The sequence below is a fragment of the Pseudomonas sp. TMW 2.1634 genome, from assembly GCF_001703595.1.
In the GTDB taxonomy this organism is placed as follows: Bacteria; Pseudomonadota; Gammaproteobacteria; order Pseudomonadales; family Pseudomonadaceae; genus Aquipseudomonas; species Aquipseudomonas fragi.
Map to the genome: position 1 here is coordinate 1,118,423 of NZ_CP016849.1, position 22,291 is coordinate 1,140,713.

Annotated in this window: 19 protein-coding genes, 1 pseudogene and 1 riboswitch; of the genes and pseudogenes, 7 read left to right on the forward strand and 13 right to left on the reverse strand. The window is 60.8% G+C overall.

Annotated elements, in window-relative coordinates; translation table 11 throughout:
- Positions 1-148: 148 nt before the first annotated feature.
- Both BFC21_RS05350 and BFC21_RS05355 read right to left on the reverse strand, forming a co-directional pair.
- Positions 149-424: a peptidylprolyl isomerase gene (locus tag BFC21_RS05350; protein WP_083369510.1), complete on the reverse strand. Its 276-nt coding sequence runs from the start codon at positions 422-424 to the stop codon at positions 149-151.
- A gap of 71 nt (positions 425-495) precedes the next feature.
- Positions 496-1,347 (reverse strand): annotated as a pseudogene (locus BFC21_RS05355) (sensor histidine kinase); the annotation flags it as partial.
- Between the two features lie 282 nt (positions 1,348-1,629).
- Between BFC21_RS05355 and BFC21_RS05360 the strand changes: the two are divergent.
- On the forward strand, positions 1,630-2,931 hold the full coding sequence (locus BFC21_RS05360) for an OprD family porin (protein ID WP_120265768.1): 1,302 nt from the start codon (positions 1,630-1,632) through the stop codon (positions 2,929-2,931).
- A gap of 163 nt (positions 2,932-3,094) precedes the next feature.
- Positions 3,095-3,847 (forward strand): precorrin-6A synthase (deacetylating), encoded by a 753-nt coding sequence (gene cobF / locus BFC21_RS05365; protein WP_088377349.1) that lies wholly within the window; start codon positions 3,095-3,097, stop codon positions 3,845-3,847.
- A gap of 24 nt (positions 3,848-3,871) precedes the next feature.
- Here the strand turns inward: cobF and BFC21_RS05370 are convergent, their stop codons facing one another.
- A complete protein-coding gene (locus BFC21_RS05370) occupies positions 3,872-5,170 on the reverse strand; it encodes a glycosyltransferase (protein ID WP_088377350.1) in 1,299 nt (432 codons plus the stop codon).
- Positions 5,171-5,370: 200 nt separating this feature from the next.
- Positions 5,371-5,552: riboswitch (cobalamin riboswitch) on the forward strand.
- 93 nt (positions 5,553-5,645) lie between these two features.
- On the opposite strand from BFC21_RS05370, the gene cobW reads away from it, so the two are divergent.
- From cobW to BFC21_RS05390, 4 genes are all read left to right on the forward strand, one after another.
- Positions 5,646-6,716, forward strand: a complete 1,071-nt coding sequence (gene cobW / locus BFC21_RS05375; protein WP_120265769.1) for a cobalamin biosynthesis protein CobW — start codon at positions 5,646-5,648, stop codon at positions 6,714-6,716.
- Between the two features lie 3 nt (positions 6,717-6,719).
- Positions 6,720-10,490: a cobaltochelatase subunit CobN gene (gene cobN, locus BFC21_RS05380; protein WP_120265770.1), complete on the forward strand. Its 3,771-nt coding sequence runs from the start codon at positions 6,720-6,722 to the stop codon at positions 10,488-10,490.
- A gap of 107 nt (positions 10,491-10,597) precedes the next feature.
- Complete coding sequence (locus BFC21_RS05385; protein ID WP_095004882.1) at positions 10,598-11,605, forward strand: ATP-binding protein; 1,008 nt, start codon at positions 10,598-10,600, stop codon at positions 11,603-11,605.
- Between the two features lie 110 nt (positions 11,606-11,715).
- Positions 11,716-12,258: a VWA domain-containing protein gene (locus BFC21_RS05390; RefSeq protein ID WP_120265771.1), complete on the forward strand. Its 543-nt coding sequence runs from the start codon at positions 11,716-11,718 to the stop codon at positions 12,256-12,258.
- Between the two features lie 49 nt (positions 12,259-12,307).
- On the opposite strand, the gene BFC21_RS05395 is transcribed toward BFC21_RS05390, so the two are convergent.
- The gene (locus BFC21_RS05395) at positions 12,308-12,574 is read right to left on the reverse strand and encodes a hypothetical protein (RefSeq protein ID WP_016780868.1); all 267 of its coding nucleotides are present in this window, start codon (positions 12,572-12,574) and stop codon (positions 12,308-12,310) included.
- A 297-nt stretch (positions 12,575-12,871) separates the two neighbouring features.
- On the opposite strand from BFC21_RS05395, the gene BFC21_RS05400 reads away from it, so the two are divergent.
- The gene (locus BFC21_RS05400) at positions 12,872-14,197 is read left to right on the forward strand and encodes a sigma-54 dependent transcriptional regulator (protein WP_120265772.1); all 1,326 of its coding nucleotides are present in this window, start codon (positions 12,872-12,874) and stop codon (positions 14,195-14,197) included.
- A 50-nt stretch (positions 14,198-14,247) separates the two neighbouring features.
- On the opposite strand, the gene BFC21_RS05405 is transcribed toward BFC21_RS05400, so the two are convergent.
- From BFC21_RS05405 to BFC21_RS05445, 9 genes are all read right to left on the reverse strand, one after another.
- Positions 14,248-15,561, reverse strand: a complete 1,314-nt coding sequence (locus BFC21_RS05405; RefSeq protein WP_095004885.1) for a hypothetical protein — start codon at positions 15,559-15,561, stop codon at positions 14,248-14,250.
- 48 nt (positions 15,562-15,609) lie between these two features.
- Positions 15,610-16,350 (reverse strand): hypothetical protein, encoded by a 741-nt coding sequence (locus BFC21_RS05410; protein ID WP_120265773.1) that lies wholly within the window; start codon positions 16,348-16,350, stop codon positions 15,610-15,612.
- 43 nt (positions 16,351-16,393) lie between these two features.
- Positions 16,394-17,074, reverse strand: a complete 681-nt coding sequence (locus BFC21_RS05415; protein WP_095004887.1) for a C39 family peptidase — start codon at positions 17,072-17,074, stop codon at positions 16,394-16,396.
- 64 nt (positions 17,075-17,138) lie between these two features.
- Positions 17,139-17,918, reverse strand: a complete 780-nt coding sequence (locus BFC21_RS05420; RefSeq protein ID WP_095004888.1) for a hypothetical protein — start codon at positions 17,916-17,918, stop codon at positions 17,139-17,141.
- Between the two features lie 70 nt (positions 17,919-17,988).
- Complete coding sequence (locus BFC21_RS05425) at positions 17,989-18,558, reverse strand: adhesin (protein WP_095004889.1); 570 nt, start codon at positions 18,556-18,558, stop codon at positions 17,989-17,991.
- Between the two features lies 1 nt (position 18,559).
- Entirely contained in the window at positions 18,560-19,000 is a 441-nt protein-coding gene (locus BFC21_RS05430) for a hypothetical protein (protein ID WP_095004890.1), read from the reverse strand.
- Between the two features lie 351 nt (positions 19,001-19,351).
- Positions 19,352-19,906, reverse strand: a complete 555-nt coding sequence (locus BFC21_RS05435) for an AAA family ATPase (protein ID WP_120265774.1) — start codon at positions 19,904-19,906, stop codon at positions 19,352-19,354.
- Positions 19,903-20,466 carry a nicotinamide riboside transporter PnuC gene (gene pnuC, locus BFC21_RS05440; RefSeq protein ID WP_120265775.1) on the reverse strand — a complete coding sequence of 188 codons (564 nt, stop codon included), beginning with the start codon at positions 20,464-20,466 and terminating at the stop codon, positions 19,903-19,905. Before pnuC ends, BFC21_RS05435 begins: the two co-directional genes overlap by 4 nt.
- 169 nt (positions 20,467-20,635) lie before the next feature.
- On the reverse strand, positions 20,636-22,243 hold the full coding sequence (locus BFC21_RS05445; protein WP_088377357.1) for a glycosyltransferase family 39 protein: 1,608 nt from the start codon (positions 22,241-22,243) through the stop codon (positions 20,636-20,638).
- Between the last annotated feature and the right edge of the window lie 48 nt (positions 22,244-22,291).

A 22,291-nucleotide genomic window follows, 5' to 3' on the forward strand; every position in this document is an offset into this window, starting at 1 on the left:
TAACGCCATTTGTTTTCTGTGGGAGCCGGGCTTGCCCGCGATGCAGGCACCTCGTTCTATCTGGATGATCGAAGTGCTGCTATCGCGGGCAAGCCCGCACCCACAGGGGGGAGGTGTGTTGTTTCGGGCTTTTTTCTTTTGCTGCGTTTTAGTCGCGGTAAAACACCTGAACCAGGTGATAGCCGAACTTGCTCTTGACCGGGCCATGTACCACCCGCAGCGGTTTTTTAAAGATGATCTGGTCGATGATCCCGACCATTTGCCCCGGCCGCACTTCGCCCAGGTCACCGCCGCGCTTGCCCGAAGGGCAGGTGGAGAATTTTTTCGCCAACACATCGAAGGCTTCGCCCTTGGCGATGCGTTGCTTGAGCGATTCGGCCTCTTCGGCGGTTTTCACCAGGATATGGCGGGCTTGAGCTTTCATGGGTCTTTACCTTGGAACTGTGGGGCATAGTGCGCGGGCGCGGATTATGCCTGAGTTTTCGCCTCGAAGTGGTGATGGCGCGGCAGGTACAGGCACACCCGGGTGCCACAGCCGCTCTTGCTGCTGATACTGACATGCCCACCCGACTGTTGGGCAAAGCCGTAAATCATCGACAGCCCAAGCCCGGTACCCTGGCCCACCGGCTTGGTAGTGAAAAAGGGGTCAAAGGCCTTGGCCAGAATCTGCGGGCTCATGCCGGTGCCGTTGTCGCTGACCTCCAGCATGACGTAGTCCCCCGAACTGACCGACTCCAGCGTGCCCAGGTCACTGGCATCGAGGTAGTGATTGGCCGTCTTGACCCGCAGTGTGCCGCCGTCGGGCATCGCGTCACGCGCGTTGATCATCAGGTTGAGCAGGGCACTTTCCAGCTGGCCGGTGTCGGTGTTGACCGACCAGATGTGTTGCCCCAGCTCCAGGATCAGCTCGATATGCGCGCCTTTGGTGCTGCTGAACAACGCCTGCAGCGACTTCACCAACTGGTTAGGGTCCAGTGGCTTGCGGTCCAGTGACTGGCGCCGGGAGAAGGTCAGCAGGCGGTTGGTCAGCGCGGCGGCGCGCTGCGCTGAGTTGACGGCGGCATCGGCAAAACGCTCGACCTCGTCAATGCGGCCAGCGGCGATATAACGCTTCATCAAGTCCAGGCTGGCAATGATCCCGGTAAGCATATTGTTGAAGTCGTGGGCGATGCCACCGGTAAGTTGGCCCACGGCCTCCATTTTTTGCCCGTGGCGCAGGGCTTCTTCGGCCCGTGCCCGCTCCAGGATCTCGCACTGCAATTGCAGGTTGGCCTCGGCCAGCGCCCGGGTGCGTTCGGCCACGCGTTGCTCAAGGGTTTCGTTAAGCTCAAGCAAGGCTTGTTCGGTGGCCGTGGCCTGCAGACGCTGGCGGCGCCTAGAACTCTTGATTGCCATGGTAGTTCCCGGGTTTGAATCTGTGAGTCAGTGTATGTAATGCCGGATACCGGCTCAAGGCTATAAACCTTGCTGCAAGGTGCAGTCTTGACCGTTCGACTAAGGTCGAATGAGGCTTGAGCTTAGCCTTTCGTACAATTGCGCCCCTTTTTTTGATTGCGCACGCCGAGGGTAATGCCGGGCGTGCCTGCGATCGTTTTCACCTTGCCAATGATTGGCTGCTGGAGCTTGTACATGGTTGTTCCTTTTTCATTGTTGGCGCAGAGCCGGGTAACACGCTTGGGCGCGCTCGCAGTGTGTGCCGGTTTTGCCGCACCGTCACAGGCCGGCGGTTTTTTTGAAGACAGCAGCGCCAAACTGGAAGCGCGCACGGTGTACTTCAACCGCGATTTTCGCGATGGCTCAAGCTCAAACCCCCAGGGCGCTTCCAAGCGCGATGAAACCGCGCAGGGTTTTATCCTCAATCTGCAATCGGGCTACACCGAAGGCACCGTGGGTTTTGGCCTCGATGCCCTGGGCATGTTGGGCCTGAAGCTGGATTCCAGCCCTGCCGACAGCAACAGCGGCCTGTTGCCTTCGACCGGTAACGATCCCCGTCGTTCCAAGGACCAATACGCCAAGTTCGGCCTGACGGCCAAGATGCGCGTGTCCGACACCGTGCTCAAGTACGGCGCGTTGCTGCCCGACCTGCCTTTGCTCAAGTACAACGATGGCCGTTTGCTGCCGAACATGTTCAACGGCGCGATGCTGGTGTCCCAGGAAATCAAGGACCTCAAGTTCATGGCCTCGCGCCTTGATCGCTATACCGCCCGGGATTCCACGGACTCCCAGGACCTGCGCCTGAACTGCAAGAACAAGCGCTATGGCTGCAACATCACTGCCGATCACTTCACCATGTACGGCCTGGACTACAAGGTCAACGAGCGCCTGACCGCGCAGTATCATTATGGCGAGTTGCAGGACATCTACCGCCAGCAGTTTGTCGGTTTGCTGGCCACGCAGCCGGTGGGCCCGGGCGTGCTGTCGGCAGATGTGCGCTTGCTCAAGAGTGACGATTCGGGTTCGGCCAGGGCCGGCAATATCGACAACCGTGCCCTGGGCGCCATGCTCGGTTACTCCCTGGCCGGGCACAAGCTCAGTGCCGGCTGGCAGCGCATGAACGGCGATACCTCGATGCCGTACCTGGATGGCAGCAACCCGTACCTGGTCAACTACCTGCAGGTCAACGACTTCGCCAATGCCCAGGAACGTTCATGGCAGCTGCGTTACGACTATGACTTCAAGGCCATCGGCATTGACGGCCTGTCGTTCCTGACCCGCTATGTCAATGGCGACCATATCAAGGTGGTGGGTCGCACTGAAGAAGGCAAGGAGTGGGAACGTGACAGCGAGCTGAAGTATGTCGTGCAGAGTGGCACATTCAAAGACGTCAGCCTGCGCTTGCGCAATGCCACCTACCGCACCAACTACGCCCAGTTCGCCCGTGACGTGGACGAAACGCGCCTGATCGTGAGCTACAACCTGTCCATCTGGTAAGCCTCAAGTAAAGCCCTGCTGCAGCGGCCTGGCTTGTGATCGACGCGGTTCAAACGAATGTCCGCGTCGCATCCATCGCGAGCAAGCCCGCTCCCACAGTGGGCCTTTGTTATGCTGGCGATCATGACAAGTCTCCCCGTATCGGGGCTGGATGGATCGACAGATGAAAACACTCTTGCTGATTGGCATTGGCGCCGGCGACCCGGAACAGATCACCGTGCAGGCCATCAACGCGCTCAACCGTGCCGATGTGCTGTTTGTGCTGGACAAGGGCCAGGCCACCAACGACCTGGTGCGCCTGCGCCTGGACATCTGCCAGCGCTATATCCGCGAACCGGGTTACCGGGTGGTGCAGGTCAGTGATCCGCAGCGTGACAGCTCGACGCCGTCCTACACCGAGGGTGTCGAGCATTGGCACGAGCAGCGGGCCGAGGTGTTTGCCCGCTTGATCGACGAGGAACTGGCTGACGGCGAATTCGGCGCATTTTTACTGTGGGGCGACCCCGGGTTGTACGACAGCACCCTGCGCATCCTTGACCGGGTGCGGGCCGGGGGCTGCGACGATTTCGACTACCAGGTAATCCCCGGTATCAGCAGTGTGCAGGCGCTGGCAGCGCGTCATCGGATTGCGCTCAACGGCATCGGCCAGCCGATCCGCATCACCACCGGGCGCCGGCTGCACGCCGGGGATCTGGACAATGTGGTGGTGATGCTCGATGCCCATTGCGCCTTCGCCGCGTTTGTCGCCGAAAACGTGGATATCTACTGGGGCGCTTACATCGGCACGGCGGACGAAATCCTGATTGCCGGCAAGCTGGCCGACGTGTGCGAGCAGATCAAGCAGGTCCGCGAAGCGGCGCGCCTACGCAAGGGCTGGATCATGGATACCTATCTGTTGAGGCGCACCAGTCATTGACCCAGCGGGCTAGTCCCGAGTGGTTCAAAGAGTGTGCGGGCGGTTCTTGGCCTCGATCCATTGCGCCATGTACAGGGTGCTCTTGTGCTGGTGGTGGCGCAGCATCGCCCCGGTGAAGTTGTTGCGCCGGTGCTGTTCCAGTCCGGTGCGGCAACGTTCGATGCATTCAACCAGGGCCGGGCCGTGGCTGGCTTGCAGATAGCGTTGCGCCAGCAGGGTCTGCCCGTGTTGTTGGGCCTGATGCCAGGCTTCGGCGTTCTGATACAGGTGTACAGCCGCCGTGGCAATCGCAGTGGCGCTCTGTTCGATGGCTCCGGCCCACGGCAGGTCGCCATGCATGCCCTCGGCGCCTACCGGCGTAGTGACGTTGGGCGTGCCGCAGAGCATGGCGTCGGCAATTTTGCCCTTGATCCCGGCACCAAAGCGCAACGGCGCCATGCAAATACGCGCATGGCTCATCACCTCAAGGGCATCTTCGGCCCAGTTGAGTACATGAAAACCCTGCGCCGGGTTGTGCAGCGCCGTGGCCTTGGGCGGGGTGTAGGCGCCGTAGACATGCAGTTGCGCGCCGGGCAGTTGCTGGCGAATCAGTGGCCAGACAGTGGCTTTCATCCAGAGCACGGCATCCCAGTTGGGCGCGTGGCGAAAGTTGCCGATGCTCAGAAAGTGCTGACGCTGCTCAAAAGGCACAAACGTGGCGGGCACGCTGTCGACCATCAGCGGGCACCAGTGCAGCAGGGCCCTGGGCACGTTGAAGTGCTCAACCAGCAGGTCGATTTCGTACTCGGAGATCATCAGGCTCAGGTCACAGCGGTAGATCGCGGCGATTTCCCGCTGGGCCAGGTCGGTGCCGGCCATCTGCTCAAACGTGTCGCGCCGGGCCGGAGCGAACAGGCTGCTGAAGTCATCCAGCTCGGCACTGCTTTTGAGGCGCGCCTTGAGCTGTTGCTGGCGGGCGTCGCGCAGGCTTTGCAGGTCGGAGGTTTCCAGCACGCGCAGGGCGTCGGGGCAGTGCTTCTCGACGCGCCAGCCGAACTGCTCTTCCATCATAAAGCGGTCGAACAGCACGATATCGGGGGCCAACTCGCTGATAAAGGTATCGAAACTGCTGTTGTTGAGCTCGATACCGACTTCGTCGATGCCCAGGCCGGCCAGATCGGCCTTGTGCTCACCGATGCCGGCCGGGCTGCTGAAGGTAATCTGCCAGCCGCGCTGCAAAAAGCTTTCGATGATCTGCATCATATGCCCGCCTGCCGCCGAAGAGCGTGGCTCGGGCCACACGTAGCCGATAATCAGGACGCGGGTGGGGCGGGTGGACGGCATGGGCAGATCCTTGAAACACTGTGGCTGAAAAAAGGCGGCAATTAGAACACATGTGCAACGAAATTCCTGTGTGGGAGCGGGCTTGCTCGCGATACAGGCGCCCCGGTTTTGCGGGCAGATCGCAGTGATGCCATCGCGAGCAAGCCCGCTCCCACAGTCGATGGGTCACAGCTGCGCATTGACCTGTTACAAAGCACTGCGTAGCCTTGCGCGTTCGAGGTTCTTCGCAGCGCGAAGCTAAGAAGGGAACGCGGTATGCCGCGGCTGCCCCCGCAACTGTAAACGGTCATTGATCTTGCACTGCCACTGCCAAACAGGCGGGAAGGCGCAAGGTAGGTATCAGCCGTAAGCCAGGAGACCTGCCTCGTGACAGATTCTTACTTCAACCGGGCGGGGTGATCCGGTGGCGAAGACTGACCGCGCACTGCCTGCGGTCGTCGTCCCGTATGCCCGCCGTTTTGCCAAAGGGCATCCGATGAAAACACTGGCCAAAACCCCCGTCACCATCGTTACCGGCTTTCTTGGCTCGGGTAAAACTACCTTGCTGCGCCATATGCTGGACAACGCCCAGGGCCGGCGCATTGCCGTAATCGTCAACGAGTTCGGCGAGCTGGGCATCGACGGCGAAATCCTCAAGCAATGCTCCATCGGCTGCACCGAAGAAGAGGCCAATGGCCGCGTCTACGAGCTGGCCAATGGCTGCCTGTGCTGCACCGTGCAGGAAGAGTTCTTCCCGGTGATGCGCGAACTGGTGGCGCGCCGTGGCGATATCGACCATATCCTTATCGAAACCTCGGGCCTGGCCCTGCCAAAACCGCTGGTGCAAGCCTTCCAGTGGCCGGAAATCCGCAGCGCCTGCACGGTTGACGCGGTGATCACCGTGGTCGACAGCCCGGCCGTGGCCGCTGGCACATTCGCGGCCTTCCCGGATCAAGTCGATGCCCAGCGCAAGCTTGACCCTAATCTGGACCACGAATCGCCTCTGCACGAACTGTTTGCTGACCAACTGGCCAGCGCTGATCTGGTGATCCTCAATAAGGCTGACCTGATCAGCCCTGAAGACCTGGCCAAAGTGCGCGCCGAAGTCGCTGAAGAACTGCCACCGGCGGTGAAAGTCATTGAAGCCAGCAGCGGTCGCTTGCCACTGGACGTGTTGCTGGGGCTGGGCGCGGGGTCTGAAGACCATATTGATGGCCGTCACAGCCACCACGACCATCATCACGATGGCGATGATGACCACGACGATCACGACCACGATGCATTTGATTCCATCTCCATCGAACTGCCACAAGCTGAAGAGCGCCTGTTGATGGACGCTTTGACCGCGTTGGTGGTCAAACATGGCATTCTGCGGGTCAAGGGTTTCGCCGCGATCCCGGGCAAGCCGATGCGCCTGCTGATCCAGGGCGTGGGCACGCGCTTTGACAAGCACTTCGACCGCGCCTGGGGCCGCGACGAGGCACGCAGCACCAAACTGGTACTGATCGGCCAGGACCTGGATGCGGCCCTGCTCGAATCCACCTTGCGTACAGCGCTGAGCGTCTAAACCATGCATTTGCTCAGGACCCAGCCCGGCGGCTTTGTAGCGGACGACAATATTGCCGACCTTGGCCAGACCCCCGCCGAGCTGGTGATCCTGTGCAGCGGTGATTCAAGCCTGGCCCTGCTGGCCGAAGCGGCGCAGCAGTTGCCTGAAGATTATCCAAGCCTGCGTCTGGCCAACCCGATGCAGGTGCAAAACCACGGTTCGGTCGACCTTTATGTCGATGAGGTCTTGCAACACGCCAAGGTGATTCTGCTGTCGTTGCACGGTGGTATCGGCTACTGGCGCTACGGCATTGAGCGGCTGGTGCAACTGGCCGAGCGTGGCGTGACCCTGATCCTGGTGCCCGGTGATGACCGTCCCGACCCTGAACTCAGCGCCCTGGGCACTGTGCCCGCCGAGCAGGCTGAGCGGCTCTGGCACTTTTTGCGCCAGGGCGGGCGGCACAATGCGCTGCAGCTCTATCGCTGCCTGGCCGACCAATGGCTGGGCCGTGACTATGGCTGGGACGAGCCGCAGACCCTGCCGCGTACCGCGATTTATCATCCGGCTCATGCCAGCCCGGCACTCAAGGACTGGCAAGCCGACTGGCAGCCGGGGCAACCGGTGGCCGCGCTGTTGTTCTACCGCTCGCATTTGCAGGCGGCCAACACCGCGTTTGTCGATGTGTTCTGCCAGCGTCTGCAGGCGGCGGGGCTCAACCCCTTGCCGATTGCCGTGGCCAGCCTTAAAGAGCCAGGCTGCCTGACGGTGGTGCAGGATTTGCTCGACGAGGTGGACGCCGGGGTGATTCTCAATACCACCGGCTTTGCCCAATCCAGCCCCGAAGCTCCGCACTTGCGCCCGTTTCGCCGCAATATCCCGGTGATCCAGGCCATCTGTGCCCAGGATAACCAGCCCGGCTGGCAAGCCAGCGAGCAGGGCCTGGGGCCGCGCGATTTGGCCATGCACATTGCCTTGCCGGAGTTGGATGGGCGGATTATCAGCCGCCCGATCAGCTTCAAGGACCTGGCCTGGCGCAGCGAGCGTAGCCAGTCGGATGTGGTGTGTTATCGCGCTCACCCTGAACGCATGGATTTTGTCGCCGAACTGGCGCGGCGCTGGGTCGAACTGGCCCGGGTGCCCAACCCGCAAAAGCGTATCGCCCTGATCCTGGCCAACTACCCGACCCGCGATGGCCGTATCGGCAACGGCGTGGGCCTGGACACCCCGGCCGCGGCGCTGAATATCCTGCGTGCCTTGCAGGCCGAAGGTTATCCGCTGGAAGGCGAGCTGCCCGACAGCGGCACCGGGCTGATTCAGGCGCTGCTGGGCGGGGTCAGCAATGACCTGGACAGCCTCGACCTGCGCCCGTGCATGCAAAGCCTGGCGCTGGAAGAGTACCTGACGATGTTCGATCGCCTGCCCGAGGCCAATCGTCAGGCCGTGATCGAGCGCTGGGGCGAACCGCAAAACGACCCCATGTTTCGCAGCGGTCGCCTGATGATCGCCGGCTTGCGTTTTGGCCTGACCTTTGTCGGCATCCAGCCGGCGCGGGGGTATCAGGTGGATGCCAGCGCGGTGTACCACGACCCTGATCTGGTGCCGCCCCACGGCTATCTGGCGTTCTACTTCTGGCTGCGCAACAGCTACGGTGCCCACGCAGTGGTGCATGTGGGCAAGCATGGCAACCTGGAGTGGCTGCCGGGCAAGGGCGTCGGGCTGTCCGAACATTGCTGGCCGGACGCCATATTGGGCCCCATGCCCAACGTCTATCCTTTTATCGTCAACGACCCGGGGGAGGGGGCGCAGGCCAAGCGCCGTACTCAGGCGGTGATCATCGATCACTTGATGCCGCCGCTGACTCGCGCCGAAACCTACGGCCCGCTGCGCGACCTGGAGCTGCTGGCCGACGAATATTACGAAGCACAACTGCTCGACCCGCGCCGTGCGCGGGAGTTGCAGCGCGACATTCTCAAGCTGGTGCGCGAGACCCGCATCGACCGCGAGCTGCAACTGGACGGTGCGCTGGACAGTGAAGCCGATGCGGCCATCTGGTTGCCCCGGCTGGATACCTATCTATGTGATCTCAAGGAATCGCAGATCCGCGACGGCCTGCATATCTTCGGCGAGTCACCGGCCGGACGCCTGCGCATCGACACCCTGTTGGCGCTGTTGCGTATACCCCGGGGCGACGGGCGCGGGGCACAATCGAGCCTGCTGCGGGCGCTGGCCAAGGCTTTCGAGCTGGGTTTCGACCCGCTGGACTGCGCCCTGGCCGAGCCCTGGACGGCGCGTCAGCCCGCGGCCTTGCGTGCGGTCCGCGATGAACTGTGGCGTACCGCAGGCGATACCCGCGAGCGCCTGGAGTTGTATGCCGCGCAGTTGATCGAGCAAGCGCTGCAGGGCACCTTGCAGCTGCCGGACACTGCGCTGTGGGATGAGACACGGAGCATTTTTGCCGCATTGCTGGAGCAGGTGGCACCGCGCCTGGACGCCTGTGGCCCGGCGGAGATGCAAGGCCTGCTGGATGCCCTCGGTGGCCGCTTTGTGCCGGCGGGCCCCAGCGGAGCGCCGAGCCGCGGACGGCTGGATGTGCTGCCCACGGGGCGCAACTTTTTTTCCGTAGATGTGCGCAACCTGCCTACGACCACGGCCTGGCGGATCGGTTTCCAATCGGCCAACCTGATTCTTGAGCGGCATTTACAGGATCATGGCGACCACCTGCGCCAGCTCGGCCTGTCGGTATGGGGCACGGCGACCATGCGCACCGGCGGTGACGATATCGCTCAGGCGATGGCGTTGATGGGCGTGCGTCCGGTGTGGGCCACGGGCAGCCAGCGGGTCGATGACTTTGAAATCCTCCCGGTCAGCTTGCTGGACCGTCCGCGGGTGGACGTGACCTTGCGCGTGTCCGGGTTCTTTCGTGATGCGTTCGCCAATCTGATCCGCCTGTTCGATGCCGCCGTGCAGGCGGTGGCGGCGCTGGATGAGCCGGATGACCTCAACCCGCTGGCGGCCAGGGTGCGCAGTGAGCGCGAGCAACTGGAACGTGACGGGCTGGCCCCGGAACTGGCGGCGCGCCAGGCCGGTTGGCGAGTGTTCGGCGCCAAGCCCGGAGCGTATGGCGCCGGGGTGCAGAACGCGATTGATGGTCGCTTGTGGGAAAGCCGCGACGATCTGGCCGAGGTGTACCTCAATTGGGGCGGTTATGCCTATGGCGCCTTTGATGCAGGCACGGCGGCCCGTGGCCAGTTTGCGCAACGCCTGGGGCAGATGCAGGCGGTGGTGCAGAACCAGGACAATCGCGAACACGATTTGCTCGATTCCAATGACTATTACCAGTTCCAGGGCGGCATGCTGGCGGCAGTTGAAAGCCTGCGCGGCGAGGCGGCGGCCAGTTATCACGGCGACCACAGCCAGCCGGACCTGCCGAAAATCCGTACTCTCAAGGAAGAACTGAACCGGGTGATCCGCTCCCGGGCGGCCAATCCGAAATGGATCGAGGGGGTCAAGCGTCACGGTTATAAAGGCGCGTTCGAAATGGCCGCGACCCTGGATAACCTGTTTGCCTTCGATGCGACCACGCATCTGATCGACGATCATCAATATGCGTTGCTGGCGGATGCTTATTTGCTGGACCCGGATACCCGTGAGTTTGTGCGTGAGCATAACCCGCATGCCCTGCGCGACATGACCGAGCGGTTGCTCGAAGCGCAGCAGCGCGGGCTGTGGAGCGAGCCGGGGGAGTACCGCGAGGCGCTGGAAAATCTGTTGCTGGATATTGAGGAAGAGTAAGGGCAACCACTGTTTTTATGTGGGAGCGGGCTTGCCCGCGATTGAATCATCGCGAGCAAGCCCGCTCCCACAGAGGATTTATGATTTGATCATCTGGAACTTACATTATGACTGACACCCCGCATTTCCCGTTATCGGCGGTGGTCGGCGCGGACTCACTGAAACTGGCGCTGTGCCTGACCGCCATCGACCCGAAAATCGGCGGTGTGCTGATCGAGGGCCCCCGCGGCATGGCCAAGTCGACCCTGGCCCGCGGGCTGGCTGACGTGCTTGCCAGCGGTCAGTTTGTCACCTTGCCCCTGGGCGCCACCGAAGAGCGTCTGGTCGGTACCCTCGACCTCGATGCGGCGCTGGGCCAGGGCAGGGCGCAGTTCTCCCCGGGCGTGCTGGCCAAGGCCGACGGCGGCGTGCTGTATGTCGACGAAGTCAATCTGCTCGCCGACCATCTGGTGGATGTGCTGCTGGACGTGGCGGCCAGCGGTACCAATGTGGTCGAGCGCGATGGCATCTCCCATCGCCACGCCGCGCGCTTTGTGCTGATCGGCACCATGAACCCGGAAGAGGGCGAGTTACGCCCGCAGTTGCTGGACCGTTTTGGCCTCAACGTGGCCATGAGTGGCCAGCCGCAGCCGGCCGAACGGGGGGAAATCATCCGCCGGCGCCTGGATTTCGATGCCGACCCGCACCGCTTCTGCGCGCAATGGGAGGCTGCGCAAACAGCCTTGCGCGAGCGCTGCCAGCAGGCCCGCGAATTGCTTGAACAGATCGCTCTGGACGATCAGTCCCTCGCGGTGATTACCGAGCGCTGTTTTGCCGCAGCGGTAGACGGCATGCGTGCTGACCTGGTGTGGCTACGGGCAGCGCGGGCCCATGCCGCCTGGCGCGGGGCGACGGCCATCAGCCTGGACGATATCGATGCTGTGGCCGAGTTTGCCTTGCGCCATCGACGTCGCGAGCAACAGGGTCAGGCACCGACGCCAGAGCCGCCGCAATCGCGCCCCGAGTCATCCCGTGCGGCCGCGCAATCGGGGCAGGGCCAGTGGGGTGAATTGCCTGCAGCACCCCAGCCGATGGGGGTACGCCGTGAAGTGCCGAGCTGGCCAAAAAAGCCCTAGGCATCCGCCCTCGATCTGATGCGGGGGCGGTTGCCAGACCTCGCAGCGGTCAGCTTGCCACAGGCAATCAAGGGGCCAGCCGCAGTGCCGGCAGCGGGAGGGTAGACTGGGTGCAAACCCTGCTCCGTGGTCGTCCGCGCCAGCGCGGTGACCTGGCCTTTAAAACCCGGCAAAGTGCTGCACAAGAGCTGTGGCTGGTGGTGGTGGATGCGTCTGCGTCCACCCGCCGGCACCAGGCGTTAAGCGATGCCAAGGGCCTGTTGGCACAATTGTTTGACGATGCCTATCGCCAGCGGGCCCGGGTGGCAGTGATGACAGCCAGTGGGCATGTGCCGGTGTGGCAGGTCAGTGGGGCCAAAGCCGGCGGGGCGCTCAATGACTGGCTGGAGCAATTGGGAGCCGGCGGCGGGACGCCATTGCTGCAGGCCTTGCAGGAAGTCGCGCAATGGCTGGGCAAGCGGCGCAAACAGTTACCGCAGGAGCAGCAGCGCTTTTTACTGCTGACCGATGGTCGTTTGAAGGCGTGGTCGACGTTGCCCGCGATTGACTGCCCGGGGCTGTTGATCGATATCGAACGGGGCCCGATTCGTCTCGGACGTTCGCGCCAGATGGCGGCGGACTTGAATGCAGAGTATCTGCATATTGATGACTAGACGCTGAACAAATGCGGGGGCGGGCAAGCCCGCTCCCATACAAGCAAGATCAGGCAGGCATCACCCAGGGCTGCAGGGCGTACCCTTCGCTGCTGATTTCGGCACGGGCCTGGGCCAGCAGGCTTTCGAGCTGGGCAGCGTCTGCGCAGGCGCTGCGCGGGATCTGTTTGCGGCCGATACGGGTATTGGTACGGTCAATTACGGTCAGGCTCAGTTCGCCATGACCATCCTGGGCAGCCCAGGCAACGCATTGAAAAGGTTCAAAGGCGTGGCCGGCAATCAAAAGTGCTTCGTTGAAACGGAGCGGGGCGTTCATAGGGTTTTCTCTCAAGTATGCCCATCAAGTGATTAACCGTCGGCTGGGCTTACCGTTCGGTTGGTTACTTGTACTGATGACCTCAGACCGGCATCAGGTCACACACTTTCGTCACTTTTTTAAAAGTTTTTTCACCCCACTGATCCAGATCAATTTTCGGCGCTGACAGCTCAATTGGCTATTGGCGTTATCAAGAATTGATCCTGACGCGCCTTACAGGGTTGCTAACGTTACGCATGGGTCGAACAAGGGATTGTTTCTATTGCAGTTTTAATTTTCTGGCGTCAAGGAACAGTCATGCTTGCAATGTCGAATCCACGTCGTTTGCTTGTGGTTGATCCCTGTGAAGATTGTCATGAAATTTTCCCCGGCTTGCGCACCATCGGCTGGGCAGTCGACAGCTGTACGCTGGCCGCGGTTGTCGACCGTTCGTGTGATGTGGGCCTGTTCCGGTTGCAGCCTGCCCACCTTGAGCGCCCCGAAGCCGTCAAGGACATGATCAGCCGCAGCGGCACCGAGTGGATTGCGGTGCTGACCCCGGATGTCCTGAAAATGAGGAATGTGGGAGATTTTGTCTGCGAATGGTTTTTTGACTTTCACACCTTGCCCTTCGATGTGTCGCGGGTGCAGGTCACCCTCGGCAGGGCCTTTGGCATGGCGTGCCTGCGCGGCCAGACGGCAGCCTGGGCGCCCCGTGAAGAAGACGAACTGCTCGGTGGCAGCCGCTCGATGCGCGAGTTGCGCAAAATCCTCGGCAAGTTCGCGCCCACCCAGTCCCCCATCCTGATTCGCGGGGAAAGCGGCACCGGCAAGGAGCTGGTCGCCCGTACCCTGCATCGCCAGTCGCGACGCAATGGCAAACCCTTTGTCGCGATCAATTGCGCGTCCATACCCGAGCATTTGATCCAGTCGGAACTGTTCGGTCATGAGAAGGGCGCGTTCACCGGCGCCCATCAACGCAAGATCGGGCGTATCGAAGCGGCCGATGGTGGCACGTTGTTCCTCGATGAAATTGGCGATCTGCCCCTTGAGCTGCAAGCCAATCTGCTGCGTTTTTTGCAGGAAAAACACATTGAGCGTGTTGGCGGCAACCAGCCGATCCCGGTGGATGTACGGGTACTGGCGACCACCCATGTCGATCTGGAAGCCGCCATTGTCAATGGGCGGTTTCGTGAAGATTTGTATTACCGCCTGAATGTGTTGCAGGTGGTCACGGCGCCTCTGCGTGAGCGCCCAGGGGATGTCGCCATGCTGGCCAGCCACTTTGCCCGGTATTACAGCCTGGAAACCGGGCGTCGCCCGCGAACCTTCAGCGATGATGCGTTGATGTCTATGGGCAATCACGGCTGGCCTGGCAATGTCCGTGAGCTGGCCAATCGCGTGCGCAGGGGGTTGGTGCTGGCCGAGGGCCGGCAGATTGAAGCCCATGACCTGGGCCTGGAATCGCAGGTGTCACAGACCGGAGCGATTGGCACCCTTGAAGAATACAAGGACCGTGCCGAGCGCCAGGCGCTGTGCGAGGTGCTGAACAGGCATGGTGACAACTTGAGCCTGGCGGCCAGGGTGCTGGGGGTTTCGCGACCGACGTTTTATCGCTTGCTGCACAAGCATCGCATCCGCTGAGCAGCAAAAAGGCCCGCAGCATTCCCGTGCTGCGGGCCTTTTTTTGTGGTCTAGAAGTAGTACGGGAATTTCAGGCTGAAGGTGAAGTCCGGTGCATCTTCGGTCATGCCGATCGACAGGTTGGGCACGATGGTCAGGTTGTTGGTAGCGGCAATCGTCATGCCGACGTTGAAATAGCCGGCGTTGGCATCGCTGGTGGCGACGGTTTGCCAGCTCTCGCCATCCTGCTTGAGCTTGCTTTTTTTCTGGATCAGGTCGGATACGGAGAACGACATACTCATTTTTTCGTTGAGGGCAAAAGCTACCCCCGCGCCGATCTGAAAGCTGTCCCCCAACTTGACCTTGCCCGGCTGCTTGAGGTTTTGCGTGGAGCTGATGTCGCCAAATGACTCTTCCAGGTTATGGGTGTACGACAGGGTGCCGAACAGCACGGCCGGGTCGAAGGTCTTGACCAGGGAAATGGCCGGGCTGATCGACCACACGCCATTGCCGGTCGGCAGGTCTTCGGGGGTGAAGATGTTGGTGTTGTCAGGCGATGGAATCAGCTTGATGCCGAACGGGTCCTTGCCGGTAGGTGCCTTGACCCGCACGCTGAAGACCGCATCCGGGGTGTTGACCGACTCGTCGAGGAACTTGTAGGCCACGCCGAAGTTGACGTCGCCGATGGTCGGGTCGCGGGTGACCGTCTGCTCGGATGTGGCTTGCGCATCACCGCCATTGGCACCGCCCGACTGGTAGGTCGACTCGCGGTAAATCACCGGCACGTTGACGTCGAATTGCCAGCGGTTATCGAGGTTATAGCGACCCGTGAGGTCCAGGGTCCAGTTGTCGGCCTTGATCCGGTCCAGGTTCAGGTTGCCCAGGAAGATCGAGTCCAGGGCCAGGAAACCATTGAGGATCAGTTGGCGAGTGTCATAGCGTGAATAGGTGATACCGGTTTCGAAGCTGAACTTGCCACCGCCGAAGAACCCGCTGGCCTCATCGTAGAGGTTGACCACGCTTTGCGCCGGGGCGGAGTCATCCTTGAGCGCTTGCCCATAAGAACTGCCCGATACCGCCGCAGCGCCCGCGCCACCTGCCGCGCCACCACTGGCTGCGGCTGCGGCGATGCCCTGATTGCCTTTCATGTCGGCCGGGGACTTGGCCAGTCGCTTGGGCGGCGGGGCTGCAGGCTGGTCTTCCACTTGTCGAACCCGCTGTTCAAGTACAGCCAGGGCTTTTTGTTGCTGATCGTAACGCTGGCGAAGCTCCATGAGTTCTTTTTTTAGTAGCTCTACATCGCTATCAGGCGCTGCATAGAGCAGGGCTGACGGGAAAAGAGTGCTCATACATACAACTGCGCGAAAGGTAAGCGTTCGATGCATGAAATAGGCCGTCCACAATAACTCGAATTGTAAGAAATTGAGCCTAGTTCAATATCCCGTATTGCGAAGACCTTTTAAGGGATTCAGGTCACAGTTCAGCGCACCTGTGCTGGGCAAGTTGTTGCGCAGTACCACATTAAGTTGGGTGAGGTTGTTAACCACATTGCTGCCGCCCAGTAGCGTAGTGTTCTGCAACACGCCCCCTTGGGCGATTTGTTGCAATGAACTGCCCTGGTTGTTGTTCGCCTGGATCGCCATCTGCACGCCACCACCGGTTGCGGAAACGGTCAGGTTGCCAGCACCGCCCGTTTGGGTGACGGGGTTGCCGGCGGTGAGCAAAGTGCCTTGCTGGCTGACCACAGGGGCCTGGTTGGCCTCGCTGACATTGATGTCGACGTTGTTGTAGGCAGTGTTGTTGTCGCCCGCAGCCCTGACGCTCTGGGTGACGCCCTGGCCCGTGGTCAGCCCCGCGCCGCCAGTCACCGAGCCGGTCCCTGCAGACACGTGAGCGCCGTTACCGGCCGAGCTGTAGGTGGAAACATAGAACTGGGGCTCAACGGTGCTTTGTACGGTCATGGAGGTCTTGGCGCCGATAACATCACCATTGCTGCTGGTCCAGGTGCTGTTCATCACCACGCCGAAACTGATGATGCGCCCGGGCATGACAAAACGGCCCCGTAGTTCGGACATTTCCTGGTCTTTCAATTCGACCGGTTTAAAGGCCGATGCTGCCTGGACGGGCAGGCTGGTCGCAAGGCAGGCGGCAATCAGCCAGATGGGCATTTTCATGTGCTGCTCCAGGAGCCCGGGGCTCCGTAGTCATGCTGCGCACCTAAAAAAAGTCGCTTTGGATAAAACCGAAGTCCATGAGTTCTGCATCTTTGACCGGGCTGAAAGCATCCAGCTGGTTTTTCGCGGTCAGTGGAGCAGGGGGCGTCAGTAGCGCATTGGTCTTGTCGTAACCGGGACCGATGATGGCGAACACAATGCCGTTCCAGCCCTTGAGGAAATCTTCATGGGAGTAGCGTTTGTGGCCAAGCACCGGGTCGCCGATATACACCCAGTCTTTTTGCGCTCGCTGCATCACGACAAAGTGCTTGTAGCCGCGAATGTCGAGCAGCACTACAACAGGAATGTTCACGCTTTCCAGGCTTTGTGCCGGGATCCGGTAACCCCGGGCGCGCATGCCGATGCTTTCGACGTAGCGTTTCATGTCGAGCATGGAAAACCCTTGGGTACGCACAAGATCCTGGTCTGCATGGGCCAGCATCCCCTTGATGATCTGGTCTTCGTTGACATCCAGCCAGTAGGCCTGGCGCAGCACGGTGGCCAGCGCGGCAGCACCACAACTGAAGTCGGTCTTCTGTTCGACGATATCTGCAAAACGCCGCTCACGAATGCTCTGCACGTGCTTGTAAACCAGCATGCCACCCGGCATGGCGGCAACCGGCATCTGTGCCGCCTGGGCCATGCCGGCCAGACAGAGCATGAAGCTGAGGGCGACAATACGCATGATCAGTACGCCTTGGGTGTAGAGAAAGGGCCCCGTAAACGGGACCCTCCTTTTGCTGTCGCCATTACATGCAAGCTTTGCAGCCTGCAGCGATGGACAGGGAGTTGCTTTGTTGGTTGCCCACACCGGCTGCGATGTTGGCACCGCCATTGCCCGAGAGACCATTGAACGAACCGGTCATGGAGGCATTGTTGGTGACAGGGGTGTTGTTGCCACCGTGGCCATGATCATGGTCCCAAGTGGACACATTGCTCAGGTAAGAAGCACCGGCTTCGTTGATCACCGACAGGTTGTTGGAGGTTTGCGAGGTGTTGGCACCTGCGGTGGCTATGCGGCCGTTGGACACGGCGATGGCCAGGTTGTTTTTCTGTTGGTTGAAGTCGCCGGCTGCAACGTTGGCACCGACGTTGCCCGAAGCGCCGCTGCCGGAACTGTCGAGCGAGGCATTGTTTTGGGTGCCGTAGTTGTGCGAAGTGTTGTGACTGTTGGTCTGGGTAGCGTTGGTCAGGGCTGCCGCAGTACCGAACACAAAACTTTCGTCTGCGGTGGCGATGGCCACCGAGTTGTCTTGTTGGTTGCCTGTGCCTGCCGCGGAGTTGGCGCCCACGTTGCCCTCGGAACCCTTGATCGAGTTTTTGATGGTCGCAGTGTTTTGGGTGGCTTTGTTGGAAACATTGTTGTTGTGACTGTTTTGCGCGTCATTGACGACAGCCGCTGCACCCGCATTCGGGTCCATGGTGTATGGAGGTGGGCCATCGTTGTGGCCGCCACCTGCTTGTGCCGCTACGGAAATGATTGCGGCCAGAGCAAAAGCCAGAGGTTTCAGAGCGCTTGAATGTTTCATGGTGATTCTCCGTGCTTCATTAGTTGTGTTAAGTGTTGGCACTTTCTAATTGCACTGCGTTGTTGTCGGGTCAGTCAGCAACCCGCAAATTTAGGGTGTTAGCCATGCGGTTCCCCACCCCTGCACTCTGGTTCAACTGCACCACCCCACGGCTGCCGGTGAAGGCCTGATCGCCGGTGACGACCTGGCGACTGCCGCTGGCAGGGGGTGCAGAACCCGAGTCTGGAAGCGCCACGTTCTGTTGTGACAGGGCGCTGTCGTCTACGCCTTGCGGCTGGGCGCTGATGCCGATCCGCACTGCATTGACCATCTGGTTGTTGGCTCCGGCGGACTGGTTGATACCGATCACGCCGCTGCCGTTACTGAATGAGTTGCCGCCAATCGATGCCCTGGCATTGAGCGAGGGGTCGCCCGGGGTATTGAGCTTCTGGCTGACGGAGGTGGTGGCCTTGGCCGCGGTACCGATGGCCACGGCGCGCACGTTGACCTGCTGCTGCTGGTCGCCGGATGCCTGGTTGACGGTGACGTTGCCGTGGTAACCGGCGCCGGAATTGTCGATCGTGGCGTTGTCGGCGGCGGCCAGTATGGTGGAGCTGGCAACCAGCGCGGCAATCAGCAGGGGCAGGCGGCAGACGGTCATGTCATTTCCCCTGGCTCAATGCAGAGAGCGGGCGCATACCCTGTTCAATGCTGTTGCCGATGGTATTGGACATCGTGCCGCCGCTACCGCCGCCATGACCATTGCTCATGCCTGGCAGCCCGTTGCTGGTGTCGAGCCCGGGCAGTGTGCTGCCGTTATGCATCATGGCGTGATTGATCGAGGGGCCTGTGCTGACGCCGGCAAAATCACCGTCACTGAGTTCACGGGTTGCCCCCATGATCTGGGCGGACGGGCTGGCATTGACGGTGGTAGGATCGGGATCGGGATGCATGGGCGGATTGCCCACAGGGTGAGGCTGTACGGTACGGGTCAGTACGATCTCGCCATTACCGGCGGCCTGTACGGTGCTGTAGACGCCCAGCAAGGCGCTTAGGCTGCAAGCCAGCAGCAGGTAATGATTGCCTCGACAGATAGATCCCATGATCGTGCCCCCTTGTTCGACGCTGGCCCTGGTCAGCGTGATAAGGAAGGAGCATGAGCTGTGCCACTTTTAATTTAATGTTAGAAAACAGGCACTGAACGCACGGCGACTGTTTGGCCACTCAACCTGTGTAAAGAACCTGAGAATGACCGGCGCGGATCAAGTCTATTGTTAACAATAACTTGCCTGTTTTAAAACAATAAGAGCGGGTGTTTCAGGGGCTTTACAAGTGCCTCGCAAAGCTATGAAAGCCCCGTTGTAGAGGCCCTTAAGGTTTTGCATGTATCAATAGTGGACAGTTTCCAAGTGCTGAAACCATTAAGGTTATGGCCTGCATCCAAACGCTATAACTTACTGACTAATACTTGTTGAATAAGTTTCCTGGCCGCTGATTAATTGTTTTACCGCCGCGCAGGCTTGTAGTTGCCGGGCCTGCCAGTCGCCTGTAATGACTTGCAGGGGCTGGTGATGTTCGGTCAGCCATTGATAACTGGCCGCGAAAAACGCCTGGCGCTCTGCCAGCGACGGTTGGCAGCGCTGGCCGTCGGCGGTCCACTCCACATCGTCGGGTGACAGCAGCAAGTGCAGGTCGTAATGGCGCTTGAGCAGTTCGGTTTCGAGCCAGGCCGGGCAATCATCGAACAGGGTTTTGCTCCAGAGGATATTGCTCAGCAAGTGGGTGTCCAGAATCAGCAGTTCGGGCTGCTGGGCGCGGGCCTGGTCTTCCCATTGCAACTGGCCGCGAGCAATGGCCGGGATATCGGCCAGGCAGGTATCGCGGGGGTTCTGTTCGATAAAATAGCGGACGTATTCGCCCACCAAAATGCCGCCAAAGCGCTGTTGCAGCAGCGCCGACAGCCAGCTTTTACCGCTCGATTCCGGCCCGGCCAGTACCACCACCTTCATGTGCGCAGCGCCGGGTCGCGGTGCCAGTCACGCCAGCCCTGGATCGCAATCACAGTGAACAGCGCGTAAAGGCCGGCCGTCAGGTACAGGTCTTGCCAGGCAAAAAAACCGATGTAGAGCACGTCAATCACGCACCACAGTGCCCAGCACTGCAGGCGTTTTTGCGCCATCCACAACTGGGCGACCAGGCTGAAGGCAGTCAGGGTGGCATCTGACCAGGGGTAAGTGGAGTCTGTCCAATGGGCCATTGCTGCGCCCAGTGCAACGCTGCCGATGGCGCCTGCACCAACGCCGCCGAGTACTTGCAACGGGCTTAATCGGCTGACCACACGGCCTTCGTGTTGCGCACCTGCGCGAGTCCATTGCCACCAGCCATAGACTTGCAACAGGGCAAAAAACACCTGCAGCAGCATGGCCGAATAGAGTTTGATCTCGAAAAAGATCCAGCTGTAGAGCAGCACCATCACCAGGCCAATGGGCCAGCACCAGGGGTTTTGTTTGACTGTCAACCAGACGGCAATGACGCCGAGTGCGGCGGCAAACAGTTCGAGCCCTGACATTGGGATTCCTGGGATGAGAGAGAAGGGCGGGGATTGTAACCGCAGCCGCAATGTTTGTGCTCTGGCGTTTTGCCGTAGTTGTGGGAGCGGGCTTGCCCGCGATGGTATCGACGCGCACTGCCTGACAGACCGCAGCGCTTGCATCGCGGGCAAGCCCGCTCCCACAGGGTCAAGGCAAATGCAGCAACACGTAGTCGTTCTTGTCGAAGCGCCCGCTCAGTGCCGGGGCCAGATTGCCCAGCGCGGTGCCTTGCAGGGCTTGATAATCCTTGAGGTCCATGATGATCCAGGCCGGGGGTGGCAAGGCTGCAAGCTCTGCTGGCGACTGGGTGAACAGTGGCAGCAGGTCACGGTTGACGTTGACCATGAACTTGATCGCCTTGGCGTCCTTGCCCATGCCGTGCAGCACTACTGGCGCCGGGGCCTGGTCGATCAACTGCAGGGCTTTTTGGGTGAAGGTGCGGGTGTCATACAGGCTGTGCTCGGCGGGCTCGAAGACCATGATGTAGCTGCTCCACAGCGCCAGTACGGCGCAGGCTGCCAGCCCGGCAACACGCCATTTGGCCTTGAACAACAAGGCAATGGCCAGCACCTGCAGAACCGCCAGCACGACGAAAATAACCGTCAGGGACGGCAACTCATCGCCAAAACGCTTGCGTACCACCACCAGGCCGATTATCAGCAAGCCCGGCAGCAGCAGGAACAACCCTTGAATCAAGCCGCGCAGGCCAGCAAACACTCGCCCGTTCACGACCTGGAACGGGTAGGCCGCAATAATCGCGGCCATCGGCAACATGGGCAGCAGGTAGCGGGCTTTTTTCGCCTGGGGAATCGACAGCCCGATCATCACGATCAACCCCGCGGCTACGCAGTATTTGACCAGTTGCAAGGCCGGGCCAGAATGGTTGCGCCCGGCAATCAGGATTGCCAGCAACGCCGCCACGGCGAGCGGGTAGGCCAGCGCGTAGTTGCCCATGGAACTGGTGAAGTAATACAGCACGCTACTGGCGCCTTCGGTGCCGTCCATGCGCCCGGTCACTTGCATGCGGATCACTTCGTGAACAAAGGCTTCGCCGCCACTGAGCCAGGCCAGCAGCAGCAGGGTGCCAATGCACGCAATCAGCAGGACCAGCGCTTGCAGCCCGAAGCTGATCAGGCGGCGCCATTGGCCATTGAGCAGGTAGTAACTGCACAGGATACCGGTGGGGATCACCAGGCCGATCGGGCCGCGAATGGCGAAGCCCAGCACCAGCAGGGCCAGCAGCCAGAAATGTCGGCGCGGTGCAGCAAAGTGATCATGGGAGTAGGCTAGGTAAAAGGCACTGAAACTGACGGCGGCGAGCATCTGGTCCAACGATACCGCACGGGTTTCGGTGACAAAAGTCATGCTCAATAACAGCAGCGCAACGCTGACCAGCGCCCAGGTTCGCGATTGCGCTGCAACCAGGCGATACATCAAGGTCACAATCGTGGCGCTGGCAAAGGCCGACGGCAGCCATGCGGTCAGGCTGGTGACTTTGCCGAAAGGCAGCGACAGCAACCAGGTGATCACGGTCGAGGTGGCGCTGTAATCCGCATAGGGCTGGCCATAGGTGGTCGGGAAAAACCCGGGGCCGTTGCGCAACATTTCGTTGGCAAACATGACAAAGCGCGAGTCAAAGCCGATCGCTGCCTCCTGATGATTGCCCAGGATAAACAGCAGCAGGGCGAGCGCGCCCAGCATCAGCGATTGCCTGCGCAGGGTGAGCAGGGTTGGGGAGGTAAAAGCGGCAGGCATGTCGAGTCTCCTTGACTCATCGCAGCGCACATGAAAACGCCGCCATTG

Bases quoted from the DNA above. Each gene is read 5' to 3' on its own strand.
- BFC21_RS05385 (WP_095004882.1), top strand. From the start codon at position 10,598: ATGACTGACACCCCGCATTTCCCGTTATCGGCGGTGGTCGGCGCGGAC.
- BFC21_RS05415 (WP_095004887.1), bottom strand. From the start codon at position 17,074: ATGCGTATTGTCGCCCTCAGCTTCATGCTCTGTCTGGCCGGCATGGCC.
- BFC21_RS05445 (WP_088377357.1), bottom strand. From the start codon at position 22,243: ATGCCTGCCGCTTTTACCTCCCCAACCCTGCTCACCCTGCGCAGGCAA.
- BFC21_RS05405 (WP_095004885.1), bottom strand. From the start codon at position 15,561: ATGCATCGAACGCTTACCTTTCGCGCAGTTGTATGTATGAGCACTCTT.
- BFC21_RS05400 (WP_120265772.1), top strand. From the start codon at position 12,872: ATGCTTGCAATGTCGAATCCACGTCGTTTGCTTGTGGTTGATCCCTGT.
- BFC21_RS05410 (WP_120265773.1), bottom strand. From the start codon at position 16,350: ATGAAAATGCCCATCTGGCTGATTGCCGCCTGCCTTGCGACCAGCCTG.
- cobN (WP_120265770.1), top strand. From the start codon at position 6,720: ATGCATTTGCTCAGGACCCAGCCCGGCGGCTTTGTAGCGGACGACAAT.
- BFC21_RS05425 (WP_095004889.1), bottom strand. From the start codon at position 18,558: ATGACCGTCTGCCGCCTGCCCCTGCTGATTGCCGCGCTGGTTGCCAGC.
- BFC21_RS05370 (WP_088377350.1), bottom strand. From the start codon at position 5,170: ATGCCGTCCACCCGCCCCACCCGCGTCCTGATTATCGGCTACGTGTGG.
- BFC21_RS05395 (WP_016780868.1), bottom strand. From the start codon at position 12,574: ATGAACGCCCCGCTCCGTTTCAACGAAGCACTTTTGATTGCCGGCCAC.
- pnuC (WP_120265775.1), bottom strand. From the start codon at position 20,466: ATGTCAGGGCTCGAACTGTTTGCCGCCGCACTCGGCGTCATTGCCGTC.
- BFC21_RS05435 (WP_120265774.1), bottom strand. From the start codon at position 19,906: ATGAAGGTGGTGGTACTGGCCGGGCCGGAATCGAGCGGTAAAAGCTGG.
- BFC21_RS05420 (WP_095004888.1), bottom strand. From the start codon at position 17,918: ATGAAACATTCAAGCGCTCTGAAACCTCTGGCTTTTGCTCTGGCCGCA.
- BFC21_RS05350 (WP_083369510.1), bottom strand. From the start codon at position 424: ATGAAAGCTCAAGCCCGCCATATCCTGGTGAAAACCGCCGAAGAGGCC.
- cobW (WP_120265769.1), top strand. From the start codon at position 5,646: ATGAAAACACTGGCCAAAACCCCCGTCACCATCGTTACCGGCTTTCTT.
- BFC21_RS05430 (WP_095004890.1), bottom strand. From the start codon at position 19,000: ATGGGATCTATCTGTCGAGGCAATCATTACCTGCTGCTGGCTTGCAGC.
- cobF (WP_088377349.1), top strand. From the start codon at position 3,095: ATGAAAACACTCTTGCTGATTGGCATTGGCGCCGGCGACCCGGAACAG.
- BFC21_RS05360 (WP_120265768.1), top strand. From the start codon at position 1,630: ATGGTTGTTCCTTTTTCATTGTTGGCGCAGAGCCGGGTAACACGCTTG.